Below are 13,934 nucleotides of genomic sequence, written 5' to 3'. Positions count from 1 at the left end.
TCTCTGATTCAATGCAGGGTAACGACACACAAGGCATCGAGTTTATACAGCTGTTTATCTTTATTGGGCGTACCTAAATCGTAATCTAGCTGGCAGCGCTCATTATCGGTATCGCCCCATATCAGCAGAAGTGATCCACGTGCCTGTTCGGCGCGTAAATAGGCCTGACTGGCTTGGCCAACCATACCGACTTCGCTATCTTGACGATTATTATCGTCAAGCGGGTTAGCTGGGCTGCTCAGGGTGTAAACCACTGCGCCCATAGGGACTTGGCTACCATCAGCCAGTTTGACCGTGATTAAGAGTGGGTATCCGCTGAGGGTACGGAAACGGACTTTGACTGCTGAACCGGCATAGGGAGCAATTTGGCGCTCCCCGTCCTGAAGTTCAGTATTGAAATCCATACCATCGGGATCAAGGGTGATGGTGTTGTAGCGATATGGCGTTAGGGTCGGAACTAAGGCATAGCCGAAGCTGTCAATTTTTGCCCCTTGCCCATACATAACTTTGGCCCCACTGGCCCCTTTTGCCTCAATCAGCGCAAAAGTATCACTCAGATATGGCCCCAAAGTGACCCCTCCGCGGTGAAAAGCGATGGATCCACGCGTGCTGGCTGAACCTTGCCAGTAACCAGGGCTGAATGAGGCACTACCACTCAGGCTGGTGATCGGCAGCCGTTTTTGCAGGCTGCCACTAAAGGTATTTTCTTTGGATTGCTCACTGCGGGCGAAGTCCATGCTGTAACTGGCTGACTGATCATCGCCCATCACACCCGCCAGCGAGGTCTGATAGCTGGCACCACTGACTCGGCTATTAACCGCACCGGCAGAGACATAGGGAGCCTGAGGGTTGCCGCCTAATGGGAATGAAAGGGACATTTGCACCACGGTTTCATTGGTAGCGAGCAGGTTCGCCCCGTTCGCCGCCGGCATACCGCTGCCGGGGTCGACAAAGTAAGTTTCGTTGCTGCCGCCGCCGGTTTTTTGCTGTGAAACGGCAAGGTTAAGGCTGGTATTACGCCACAGGGTATTGGCATAACCCAATTGCAACTGGGTATCCCGCTTGCGTGAATTGCGGTAATCCTGTGAGGATGCCGTCAAATACAGTGAACCGTAACTGTTAAGGTTCTGATTAAGAGAAATTTCTGCCCGGCTACGTTGTTGGTAAGTTCCCGAGCTCCATATTTTGCCGCTACTGGCCGCCCGTATGCCCAACACATCACTTAAATCACGGTAACCTTCCGTTGAATAACGGTAGCCCGCCACGGATAACGTGGTGTTAGTGGTTTCAAAAGTACGGCTGAAAGAAGCCCGTGCCATCCAGCCATTTTGCGATTTATTATCTGGTGAGTTGGCATCGCCCGGAAGGTTGGCATGGGAATAGGTGGCATCCAGCCCCAAGGCACCAATATAGTGGGTAAAAACGCCACCCAGCATCACAGCCTGATATCCCGAGGCCAACCGCATCCCGCTATTGGCCGTAATCGTGTTACTGACCCCTTGTTGATACGTTAGCTCACCAAATACCTCTTGGCTGCCCAGATCTCGGACCTGACCTGCGGCGAAGCTATAGCGAGAATATCCGGGGCGCAATGATTCAGGCACCGAGGAGAATGGCACTTGGAAGGTGCTTAGCGTGCCATCGGCTTCTTGAATTTCAACAGTTAAGTCACCGCCAAAGTTAGTTGCAGTTAAATCATTGAATTCAAATGCGCCAGGCGAAACAGTGCTTTGATAAATAGGTCGATTATTCTGGTATACCGTGACTTTAGCATTGGTTCTGGCAATGCCTCTGATAACAGGAGCATAGCCACGTTGTGACTCTGGCAGCATACGGTCATCAGTGCTCAGCGCGATACCGCTAAACCCCAAACTGGAGAAAAACTGGCCGGAACTGAATGTCTCACCGACGGTCACTTCACTGCCAATGCTGGGCAGGGCACGTTGGCTGTATAAACGGTTGGATGTCCAGTTTGCTCCTCGGGTCGGGTCATAGCGCAAAGAGCCTTGTTGACGAAAGCGCCACATCCCGGCATTGATGCCACTGTTTAGGCTGAGATAGGTCGAGTCGGTACTGCGTTTAATCCCATCTTTGTTATAACCCACATGATATTGGTTTAAGTTGTAATTACTAAAACCAATGGTCTCTCCTGCGGTGAGATTACGGGGGTCAACATAGCCACGCGGGACATTTTTCACATACAGTTGTGGAATCGATAAATCAAAACGCAATTTGGCATAATCGAAACGATAGTCACTGGCAGGCAGCAGGGTTTTGAAATCCAGACAGTTATCTTCCTGATTGGTGTTTTTCAGCACCTCGTCATTCACGCCAGCTTGAAGCAGTTGCATCGCTGACAAGCAGGGAATAACAGCATCATCTTTGGTGATAAATATCAGCTCAATACGATCGACAAATTTGTTGTTCATATAGAGGTCAACTTGGTACTGACCGGCCTCATAACTGTCTTTTTTATTAAAGCGGGAAATGCTGCCTAAGCCGAGTGATGAGCCGCGCAATAACGCATCCTCAAACACATATTCGTCTTGCTTACTTTCATCTGCCGCTGACACGAAATGGCTGACCAGCAGACCCTGTGTTAGCAGGTAGGATAACCAGGGAGCAAACCTCACGATTCTTCCCTGTCGCCCGGCACATCCATGATTCTCATCACGACAGCATTACAAATGGTAGTCGCAAGGGATGTTAGTGCCATAATCATTAACCACGTTCAGCGTGAGCAATTCGCCTTTTTTGGCTTTAACCCCAGTAGGTAAAGCCAAATCAGTGGTCGAGTTGGGAGCAAACATCTCGCTGGTGGCAAATGAGATAGTTTTACCATCACTGACTAGTTTGGCATCACGCAGGCTTATGTAGTAAGCCGTAGGATTATGTATTTTGATTTTGTCACCCGCGGTGCTCGCCAGAGAAACGCGGATTTTCTTACCCAAGGTATCGACATTTTCTTTTAATGCGGCGGGGCGATAAAAGACTTTTAGTCGATTATTCACAATCAAAACCAGTTTGTTTTCAGCTTGGGTATCTACTTTTTTTAAAGCGGGAATTTGTAGAAAATTCAGATAGAAAACGGACTCACGATCTTTGGGTAAATTATGCTCAATATAGGACAGACGAACCACTTGCCCACTTTGAGCTTCCATCCGGAATATTTGGGGTGTCAATGCAAAAGGGACATCACTTTTGGACGGCGAAGACTGATTATTGCCATCATCCATCCATAATTGGACCAAATTAGGGTGGTCATCTTTATTACTGAGCTGTAGCACCTTCTCTCGGGTGCCTTCAGGATAAATGATACGTGTCCCTGTCATGACAACACTGGCTTGCGTCCATAAGGGTACGCCGCTAAGCAGTAATAATGTGCAGGCGATAATGTTGTGGGCAGTCAGTGTCATGGTGCTTACTTATTCCTTGGTTTTTCTGGTTTGTATCGGCTCCGTTACCGGTTGGCCAACATATTCATGAAACAGTTTGGATTTCACGAATAGTCAGGGATAGGTGATCGCATATTGCGCGGAAGCAATAACGCTCCCCGCTGTGGCGCGACCTTCTTCTGTAATATATTGTGCAGCCAAATCTTGAGATGCTGATGTCGCACCCGCCACCAGTGTAATTCCTGGCACTGAAACGCTGCCACCAGACATGCGGATAGGGGTGCCATTAGCATCAAGTAACTGAATAGCAACGTTTTGTGCTGTTCCTACATTGCCCAGATTACCGGCGGATGTGACGTTCATCCCCTGAAAAACAGAGCTGATTTTGGTGTCTTGTATGGCGATATTGCAGCCAGTGAGATTAATCGTGAAATTGGTTTTACCCGCGACTGCATTGACTTGATTTAAGTTACTGGTTGAGACGGTGGGTAACAGAACAACCGGTGTGTTGGCTGTGCCATTGATATCAACCATGCAAGTCTGTTCGGCGACTTCACCCTGAAACTTGATGGTGTTATTTGAGGTCGCTGCTAACGCTAAACCCGGTAGGGTCAGTAACGCCAACGCCATTAAAGTTTTTCCCATGTAATTCCTACTTAAATTTATGATTATATTTTCGTCAACGGAGATCTCCTGCATTCAACAAAATGAGCGATCATCAAGCTGAATTGAACATCCGTTATTTATATTCGCAAGCCGGTTTCTAGACCGGTGGTAGTGTAAGGGGAAAACATGGGGGACAAAATGAGAGGCGTCTTTGTTTTGTATGTGAAATTTCCTACAAAAACTGTAGGAACTTATCCTGTTTAAATGGTAAATAATTATAAAATCCATTAATTACAATTGGTTATTTTTATTTTTAGTATTTAATTATGCACCTGTTATAAAGTATAAATAATTAGCTGATAAAAAAACTCGTCAAAATATCTGACGAGTTTCAGTGACAAGATTAATTCAATCCCTATTCTAAGGCGGCGGACTACCTATTTGAGAGTATGAGGCTATTAACTCCACTAATAATTGGTTGGTCTCAGTCAATAGTGCCAGGTAGTCAACGCCATATGCAGTGACAGCATATTTATCCTGTGCGTGCAGTAGGGATTCGAATTTAATACAACTGTCCACCAGAGCCAGCGCATCAATCAATTGTACGCCGCCTTTAATTCGATGAACCAGACTGGCCATTTCTTGATACATTTCGGCAGAAATAGCGGTGTCATCATCGACGGTGAGGCGGGTATACAACTGTGTCAGCGCCGCAGTATCTTGCACATTACTCTCCAGCAATGATTGCAATAGCTGCAACTCCACATCAGTATTGCCGCCCGAGAGGTTTTTTAGCTTAATCTGCGCGGCCACAAGAGGAGTCGCTGGCTTATTATTAACAACCGTCGAAACGCTATCTGGTGCTGTGGCATCTTCAGCAGAGATGTGAGGGGGCATATTCACATTACTGCTAATAATGTCCTGGTGCAGCAGAGTGGTGCGCAGTGTATCGATAGTGACAGGTTTAATCATACAGTCATTCATACCGGCGTCATTGCAACGGGTGGTACTCTCTTCCCGCGCATCTGCGGTGCAACCAATGATGACCAACTCTTTCATCGTGGCACTATTACGGATATGGGCCGCCAGTTCATAGCCATTCATCAACGGCATATTGTAGTCAGTGATGACGGCATCAAAACTATAATGTTGTAATATTTGCCAGGCTTCAGCGCCATTTTCGGCACTCATCACTTGCTCGATACCGATAAAGGCTAACTGTTGCTGAAGCAACTGACGGTTGGCCGGTAAATCATCCACCACCAGAATGCGCAAGTTTTTCAACTGACTCAGTTGCGTTTCATCGGCATGCACAATGGTTGTGTCCTGCGGCAAATCACTGGCAGTCGCCACCTCCAGCGGCAATGTGATAAACAGACTGGTCCCTTTACCAAGCTGACTTTCTAATGTTATTTCCCCACCCATTTTGTGAATTAACTGATGGCAGATCCACAATCCCAAACCGGAACCCCCGAAACGCGGTGAGTTACCCTCATTGGCCTGGCTGAATGGCTGGAATAATGTAGCTTGTGCCGCAGGAGAAATGCCAATACCGGTGTCGGTAATATCAATATTCATTACCCCATGTTTGTCGTCGATAGCTTCCCAGGTGATATCCACTGACACACTACCTTGCTCGGTAAACTTCAACGCATTACCCAATAGATTCCCCATGACCTGCCGTACCCTGAGCATATCAACCATGACTAAGTCAGGGATTTGGTCATCTAACCAACCGGAGAATCTCAGATTACGTTCATCGGCGATAGGCTGATAAATCGTAAACATCCGCTCTATTTCTTGACGGAAATCGACAACGGCGGGGTGAACACTCAGTTGCCCGGCTTCAATTTTGGCGGAGTCGATGATGTCATCAAGCAACAGCATCAGTGATTGAGCAGACTTAGACACCGTGACTAACGTGTTTTTATCCACGGGCTGCTCACTGCGTATTTCCAGTTCCAGCAGTCCCATAATGGCGTACATTGGTGTGCGCAGCTCATGGCTAATGGTCGCCAGGAAGGTGCTTTTGGTGCGGTTGGCACTTTCGGCTTCGACACGGGCCGCTTCGAGTTGCCGCTCAACCGTTTTGCGTTGGCTGATATCCAGCCAGCCCCCGAGTAGGCTGCGCTCAGCATTATCCAGCGGAATAATCCATAGGAAGATATCACGCAACTCACCGTTGATCTCAAGCGAGAGGTCCACCATTTGTGGTTTTCGGTTGGTTAACACCATGCGGCAATATTTATCTATTTCGCGATCCAATGGGCTGGTCATTGGCCAATTGGCTGGCTCATTATTGTGATTGAGCAGGTCGTTTAGCTTATCCTGATGCGCGTCAGCAAAGTGGCTGTTATAAACGGCCAGTTCTCCAGCAGCAGTGCGAATAAACACCGCGAATGGCAGAGCATTAATAATCGACTCTTGTTGTAGCAAACGAGCATGTAACAACGCGGCCTGACGGCGTTTATTGAATACCAGATAACCCAGATATAAACCGAACACTAATAGCAGACCTGAACTGATTTTCAGCGTTAACATCAGCCATTCGTTGTCTTGTAGGCTTTCATCAAAACTGATGGGTTTCGGTTTAAACGTGCTCCAGTCACTGATGATATTGTCCAGTTCTTCCGGTGGGATAGATTCAATGACTTTATCAACGATGGCTTTTAATTCAGGAAGTCTCGGGCTGATGGCAAATGCCATCATGAGTGGCTCTTCTCCGGCGACGGCAACTGTTTTAATATTAGGAGTAAAGTTCTGTGCGGACAGGTAGTTAGCGGTCATCATATTTTTGATAATCGCATCGACTTTCCCTTGTTGTAACATGCGCACCAACGTCATGGTATCGGGGGCTTCAACAAAGGTGATTTTTTGGGCCAAGAGCGTGTTGTTAATCACGCCACCGGTAGTACTGCCCGACTGTATCCCAACCCGTTTCCCCGCCAGGTCTGCGACGTTATTGATATCGTTACGATCTTCTCGCGTCAAAATCCCCCACAACGATTGGGCGACGGGCGAGGAGTAAAGGTTATTGCCGTATTGGCCATTGCGTACCGCGACAATCGGCAGCATATCTATTTTTCCGGCCACAAAGTCACGCAGACCTTCACCGGTATCCTTGGTATAAATCGGCTTAAATTTAATACCGGTTCGACGTGAAATAATGTCAATGAGATCAACAGAGAAACCGGCCATCTCTCCGGTTTGGCGATCACGGAAGATCAAGGGAGCCAAATCCAGTGGCGCGACATAAGTCACTTCTGGATGATGCTGAATCCAATTAAGTTCTTGTTCTGTAAGGAGTAATTTAGCATCGATATTATAATGATGCTTGCTGCCAAACCAGCGCTGTTGAATATCACCCGTGGCACGGGTGGGCAGTAACTCCAGAATCTGATTAATGTAATCAATCAGTTTTTGATTTTTTTCCAGCGCCAGGAAGGTGTAGGGGGCGGGGTGATAAGGGGCAAAGTTACGAATTTGCAGTGTTAGCAACTGTAATTGGTCAATCAAATAGTTGGCAGATGTGGCATTGGCCACAAACACATCGGCATTCCCATAGGCAACTGCCAGTAATCCTTGTAACTGGTTAGGATAGGCGACGATTTTATCGGCATGATAATTAAACAAAAACTCCGGTGACAGCGGTTCGTTATTCACGATGGCTACGGTTTCCGGGTGAGTCCGTTTGGTGGGGTCCCAATTCTTACTGCGAACCTCAACATGCCGGTTAGTGAAGAATGCATGGGAAGCAATGAGCCCAGGCTGAGCGGGCATCGGAGTGCCTGCCATTAAATCAACCTGACCATTTTCCAGTGCATTCAATACTAAGCCGTAATCACAATAACCAATCATCTGGAAAGAGAGTTGGCTGGCATCACTGATGATTTTTAGATAATCCGCGACAATACCTTCGATGGAAGTATCATCGCGGTTAACAACAAACGGAGTATTGGCATCAATAACCACGCCCACTTTTACGGTACGCCGACTCGATTGGCGGGCATCAGTGGACGGAGGGAGTAATAAGTCTTCACTGTAACTGTTCGCAATACTGTGTATTGTTAGCGGCTGACCGGTATCACACCCCTGACGACTCGTCATCAGGGAAGCATGAAGTTGTCCGCTCAGTAATACTAAGCTGCACAGTAAAATGCGTAAAGAAAACCAACGACGTAGAGAAAATACTGTACGCGGTAAATCAAACCTTACTGAGCTAGACCAAATTATGGGTATGTGCATAATCGGCCAGTTCAATTACAGAGCTCAACCCTAATTTAGTGAGGATACGCGTTTTATAGGTACTGACAGTTTTGTTGCTGATAAACATCTCATCGGCAATCTGTTTATTTGACAGGCCATTGACCAGATAACGTAAAACATTAATTTCTCGTTCTGACAACAAACGAGCCCGATTGACGGGGTCATGGCTTGAAGGCTGCCCAGCTAATTGGGTCAAAGTTTCCGATGGGAAGAAAGAATACCCACGTAATACGTTCTGCGCGGCAAAAAGAATTTCGCTAATATCTTTATTTTTACTAATGAAGCCGTTCGCACCGGCCTGTAATGCTCGCACAGCAAAAACCTGCTCATTTTTAGCTGACAAGAATAAGGATTTACCGGTAAAACCTCGTTGTTGCAGTTTTTTCAGCAATGAAAAGCCATCAAAGTTTGGAAGTTCAATATCGATAATAACCAGATCAACCGTATTATTTTTTAATGTTTCTAGAGCTTCACTACCATCAACTGACTCGTAAATAGTTGAAAATTCGTTACTTTGTGAAAGCAACGCACGAATGGCAACTCGAATTGCCGGGTGGTCATCAACTATCATCACTGATTTAGTCATGTTATCTCCGTAAACCGTTATCTCTTGGGATTCGCAGATTTAATTCACTGCTCCTCGCTCGCACCGATCGACTTCAAATGATTACCCAAGACGAGATAAACAAGAAACGCTACTGCCGATGCCCAAAGTAATAATTATGTAAGGTACTATTTCAGTGATTTTAAGCTCTAATTATAGATTATCAAGAAAAGATTCTTACTGATGCCTATGTTACGTAGTCCAATTCATTCTATAGACATTATTCTGTTTAGAGAATTGATTATAAACGAATTAGGATTTTTTTTATTGAAATGCATTTGGATTATTCAGAAAACAAGACAAGAAATAGTAAAGTTATCATTCTAAATGTGAATATATACGACTTTCCGACGTCTTATGTAGGGAAATCCCAGAGTGTTGCTTGACTTATTCCAGCATAAATATCAGAGAGATAGCTTCTGATTTGATAATAATGTCATTGCAATGGTCAACAACAACTGGCCACCACTTTAGCATTTCTCCAGAACCGATTTTCCGATCCGTTTGGTGGTAACCTGCCGTTATATTCGTGCGGACTGAGCGTACTCTAATACCCCACGATATAGTCCGTGATTGCATGAGAGGCTTCGCTGAAGTTCATTTAACCCGTTACAAGTCCCCACTCATTTTTCAAACTCGGGAAGAAGCGTTCCATAGGGCTGTTATCTCAGCTGTTTCCGCATCGACTCATACTCTGCCTGATCCGGTAACGTCACAGTAACTGGCGGAACTGCCTGCTTGTATAGTAGCAACCCTGATCACTGTGGAACATCATTGTTGCTGGTTTACTACAGACCTCCCTGGCCCTTTCCAGCGCTTTGGCTGTAGCCTGCTGCCAGGGACGTCTGCCATGAAGCCAGCATTGCCGAATGCCAGCTATAACAACTAAAAACAAAGTATTTTCAATCTACGTTATCTTCACGATAACGTAGATTTTTAGTATTTAATTAATACGTAATTCGCTTGCTTTCCAGCTATAAATGTCATTTTCAATTAACAAATCGCCAAGTTCCTGATAATCGAAATTATAAAAATCTGCGCTGGCAGAATAGCCAGAGTAGTCTACTACCGCAAGACCAACGAACGCCCCGGTAAAAAAACCACCATAACTTTGGAGTACATAGTCGTCTGAAAGAATTGCGCTATCTAATTTGACTGGAATTTCAGTGAAATTGCACCCATCAAAGCTATATTCATAAGTATAACTCTCCTTTCGCACTTTAGTGCGGAACCAGACATATTCTGTATCTTCTGGAATCTTTATTGCTTCATTTTTCAAATGTGATGTGTAATTTCCACGGTTGTTTTCACCTATTTCAATGACTGAACCATTAATTTCATTCCATGTAATGAAAACAAAACTCCAATGCCGATCATTATAATAATTCGTTAACCCTGCCATTTGTTGATAATTAAATGGATTGAATTTAACTTTAACTTGAGCATTAAAGTAAAAAGCTTGCCAACGTCGGGCAATAAGTGATAAGTCATGAGTATTCGCTAAAGAACCTTGTCCAATTAAAGTCAATTTTCCATCGCCTGTAATACCCATTTCTTCAGTGAATGGGACACGAAGTGTATTCCAGTTGAGATCTAGTGTGGACGTTTTAAATTCATCGTAATGGCTATGATCTTTTGCGCATTCGGTGTAAATGGCATCCATGGGTCCTTCGACAAACGTTTTCCCACCGTGACCTCCATCAATACGTGGCCAGCCATCTTGATCCCAATAAACTTTTTGGATAGACGTTTCTCTGCCAAGTGTTGACCACCCACGTGGATCATAGACTGACTCACCTGCATGATTCCACGGACGAGCGCAAAGCGAGGCATAATACCATTCGCCATTGGGGGTCGAAACTAAAGAACCATGTCCCTGCTTTTGAATGTAGCTGTCTGGAGTATCTACGTTAGTTAAGAATACTTCCCCTGGCTCTGTTTCAAAACTGTTGGCATCTAAGGTTTTTGAACGCGCGACAACTTCCTGGTGGGTAAAAACTGTTCCCCCCTGAGCTGCGAAAAGATAATAATATCCGTTCAGTTTGTATATATGTGGCCCTTCAACAAGTGCAACAGCAGTACCTCGATAAATGGTACGCGCTGTTTCTGGTTTTAATTTCAGAGCCTTTGTATCAAACTCAGTTAAAGTGATGCCATTAAAAGGATGATGATATTCTCGATGATCCCAAGTCTGTTGAACTAAATATTTTCGGCCATCTTCGTCATGGAAAAGTGAAGCATCAAAACCAACCCCATTAAGTTTGATAGGATCTGTCCATGGGCCACGAATATCTGTTGCGGTGGTCAGGTAGTTGGTCATGTCTTTAAAGGCACCTTCTGTGATTTTCACATCCGTATACACTAACCAGAATTTGCCATCGGCATAAGAGAGAGCTGGAGCCCAGATCCCACCTGATGAAGGATTCCCTTTCATATCTAAAAAATTTGTTGTTGACAATGGACTTGGGAGAAGATTCCAGTGTTCCAGGTCTTTTGACTCATGTAAACGAACACCTGGGAACCACTCAAATGTAGAGTTTGCGATATAGTAGGTATCCTCTACACGGATAATACTGGGGTCTGCATTAAACCCAGGTAATATAGGATTTTGAATAAGCGACATATAATTCTACCTTTTTTAAAAGTTTTCTTGATTATATTTTTTTGTTTCTAAGTAATTATGTAAACTATATGCGGATCGCATCAAGCTGACGATTGATGTCTGTGACATTTTTGTCTGAGATAGGATAGAGTTGAATGATTATCATCGAAACAACGGCTAGAATAATGGGAATCCAAACCGCTGTAATAATAATACCGTCGATCGCATTTGCACTTTGCTGTGCACTGGTTTCACTAAAGCCATAAGCGGCCAATAACCAAAGTGGAGTAGCGCCGCCAATTGTAAAGCCAATCTTGAAAAAGAGTCCCATAATAGCATTAATGATTGCTGCATTTCGCTTGCCTGAATTTAATTCGCCATAAGCAATAACTTCAGGGACAAGTGCCCACATGAATCCGGTAGCCGACGTTAAGCCCCATTGTTTAATAAATGTAGCTACATAAGCAAGCCAAAGTTCATCATGCATTCCATCGCGCGACCAAACGTAAGTCAACAGTTCCCCAAAAATAAACATTCCAAGAAAAAGATGGAAGAACCCTTTTTTACCAAAAGTTTTCTTGAGTTTTGGCCAAAAAATTGGGAATAAAATTCCTGGAATTGAGGCTACAAGGCCAACAGCACCCATCCATTCTGAATGGCCGATAACAAACTGATTGAAAAAGCCATTAACAGTGTTCATAAAAAACATGAAGGTAAAGGCCAACATGAAAAAGAATCCAAGAATGACAAGTGGTCGATTATTTTTGAGTTCAAGGAATAGATCAGTTGCCTTAACGTTGGCAGTTTGTTCCGCAGTAGCTACAACACGTTCTTTTGTGAATTTATAACAGATAAAAAGTGCAACAGCCCCTATTACCATATAAACGGAGTAAACGCCAAACCAGGCGTAGCTAGCTGATGGGTCGGTATAGTTTCCCATATTTAATTCAAGTCCGAAAAATCCAGTATCCTTGAGCATCCTATCTTTAGGTGAGGCCATTTGTACAAACATTGGAAATAGGGTATAGACAAGAAGATTAGCACTATTAGCCAGAATCATTCGTGTACTTGTAAGTTTATCAATGGATTCCGGATCTCTTGTCAGTGAAGCATTAAGAGAACCATAAGGAATATTCACAACTGAATAAATCAGATCTAATGCCAAATAAACGATAAATGCAAAAGGAACTGAACCTCTGACTCCGGGAATTGGTGCAAAAAGTAAAGCGGAAAAAATAACGAGTGGAATTCCTGCCCTTAAAAGCCAGGGGCGATATTTTCCTGCTTTTGAATTTCTTTTATCAATATAAGTTCCTACCATCGGATCCCAAAAGACATTGATGATTCGGACAAAAAGAAATATAAAACCTGCGGTTGCTGTGCTGATTGTATTTACAGTCAGCATATGAAGAGCAAGAAAGCCACCTATTGTACCAAAAACAAGGTTTTGAGCAAAGTCACCCATCCCATAACCAATCCGTTCTCCGCGAGTTAGTTTATGATACTCATCATGCCGACTTTGTATTATGTTTACACTCATGTTAGTCAGATCTCCGATTTCTTTTGTGATAGTGAAACACTTTCTGACACAGGCGGCCTCGGAGAATCTATTACGTTTTCATATTAATTAATTATGTTTTCTTATTTCTGTGATCATCGAAGGAAAGGTCTTCTATAGACCACATATCCAAAATATTGATGAGCAACTCTCAAGTAATGCTACCAATAGGTGGAAGCACACGGCAAAACCTGCATTTTATTACAGTTCGTGCCAGCTGAATCACCCACCAAAGCGAATTCTACCTGCCGAAGGCGCGTGAACACATGGAAGCTGCGAGATAGCTCACATTTGAGTGTTCTCTTAATCAGATAATAAAATAACGTAATTGCAGCAATAACCAAAAAAAATACAGGATAAGTCTCAGTCATTTATTTGCAGCTTTCCAATTGGCTGAGTTTATTATGCATGCGCTTCGATACTTTTACGTAATGCTGTGAAGTGTCGAGTTTTCAGTTCAGTGACTAATATGTCGCCAAACGTTGGGGAAATATGATTGTCCATGCTGGCAAGTAAACGAACGGCATGGTTAGTTGACCATGTTTGTTGCTCTTGTGGATTTTTGAGTCGTTAAGAGACATTTTGGGGTCACTCCGTCATCGAAACAACCTGACCCCAAATCTGACGACCAAATTCATCCTTTTCGGAGGGAAAACTGAAAACGCCTCGGGTAGATTTCTCACGCTAACCTGTTGTATCAGAATCATAGAAAAATTTGGGCAGGTGCATAAAAAGCAAAAAACCCGCTTAGTTGCCTAAGCGGGTTTTTCTAAATTTGGCTCCTCTGACTGGACTCGAACCAGTGACATACGGATTAACAGTCCGCCGTTCTACCGACTGAACTACAGAGGAATCGTGTGAACGGGGCGAATAATAGCGGGGTATGAGGAACATGTCAAAGGG

Annotated in this window: 7 protein-coding genes, 1 tRNA gene and 1 pseudogene; all 9 read right to left on the bottom strand. The window is 44.4% G+C overall.

The genetic code is table 11. The features are described from left to right. Positions 1-8 precede the first annotated feature (8 nt). On the bottom strand, positions 9-2,633 hold the full coding sequence (locus tag ACNSO8_RS18435) for a fimbria/pilus outer membrane usher protein (RefSeq protein WP_418395471.1): 2,625 nt from the start codon (positions 2,631-2,633) through the stop codon (positions 9-11). 48 nt (positions 2,634-2,681) lie between these two features. Beyond that, entirely contained in the window at positions 2,682-3,416 is a 735-nt protein-coding gene (locus ACNSO8_RS18430; RefSeq protein WP_418395470.1) for a molecular chaperone, read from the bottom strand. Between the two features lie 93 nt (positions 3,417-3,509). Continuing rightward, entirely contained in the window at positions 3,510-4,040 is a 531-nt protein-coding gene (locus ACNSO8_RS18425; RefSeq protein ID WP_418395469.1) for a fimbrial protein, read from the bottom strand. Positions 4,041-4,421: 381 nt separating this feature from the next. Beyond that, a complete protein-coding gene (locus ACNSO8_RS18420; protein ID WP_418395468.1) occupies positions 4,422-8,108 on the bottom strand; it encodes an ATP-binding protein in 3,687 nt (1,228 codons plus the stop codon). A 112-nt stretch (positions 8,109-8,220) separates the two neighbouring features. After that, entirely contained in the window at positions 8,221-8,853 is a 633-nt protein-coding gene (locus tag ACNSO8_RS18415) for a response regulator transcription factor (protein ID WP_019080917.1), read from the bottom strand. A 466-nt stretch (positions 8,854-9,319) separates the two neighbouring features. After that, positions 9,320-9,697: pseudogene (locus ACNSO8_RS18410) on the bottom strand (DDE-type integrase/transposase/recombinase); the annotation flags it as partial. 117 nt (positions 9,698-9,814) lie between these two features. Next, complete coding sequence (locus tag ACNSO8_RS18405; RefSeq protein ID WP_418395467.1) at positions 9,815-11,494, bottom strand: glycoside hydrolase family 43 protein; 1,680 nt, start codon at positions 11,492-11,494, stop codon at positions 9,815-9,817. A 64-nt stretch (positions 11,495-11,558) separates the two neighbouring features. Continuing rightward, entirely contained in the window at positions 11,559-12,998 is a 1,440-nt protein-coding gene (locus ACNSO8_RS18400) for an MFS transporter (protein WP_418395488.1), read from the bottom strand. Positions 12,999-13,807: 809 nt separating this feature from the next. Continuing rightward, a tRNA-Asn gene (locus ACNSO8_RS18395) sits at positions 13,808-13,883 on the bottom strand. Between the last annotated feature and the right edge of the window lie 51 nt (positions 13,884-13,934).

The sequence above is a fragment of the Yersinia sp. LJYL362 genome, from assembly GCF_048323875.1.
Note: the sequence above shows the minus strand (reverse complement) of the source record. Positions and strands in the feature narration are given on the sequence as shown.

Excerpts from the sequence above, each read along its gene's own strand:
- ACNSO8_RS18425 (WP_418395469.1), bottom strand. The coding sequence starts at position 4,040 with ATGGGAAAAACTTTAATGGCGTTGGCGTTACTGACCCTACCGGGTTTA.
- ACNSO8_RS18430 (WP_418395470.1), bottom strand. The coding sequence starts at position 3,416 with ATGACACTGACTGCCCACAACATTATCGCCTGCACATTATTACTGCTT.
- ACNSO8_RS18420 (WP_418395468.1), bottom strand. The coding sequence starts at position 8,108 with ATGACGAGTCGTCAGGGGTGTGATACCGGTCAGCCGCTAACAATACAC.
- ACNSO8_RS18405 (WP_418395467.1), bottom strand. The coding sequence starts at position 11,494 with ATGTCGCTTATTCAAAATCCTATATTACCTGGGTTTAATGCAGACCCC.
- ACNSO8_RS18415 (WP_019080917.1), bottom strand. The coding sequence starts at position 8,853 with ATGACTAAATCAGTGATGATAGTTGATGACCACCCGGCAATTCGAGTT.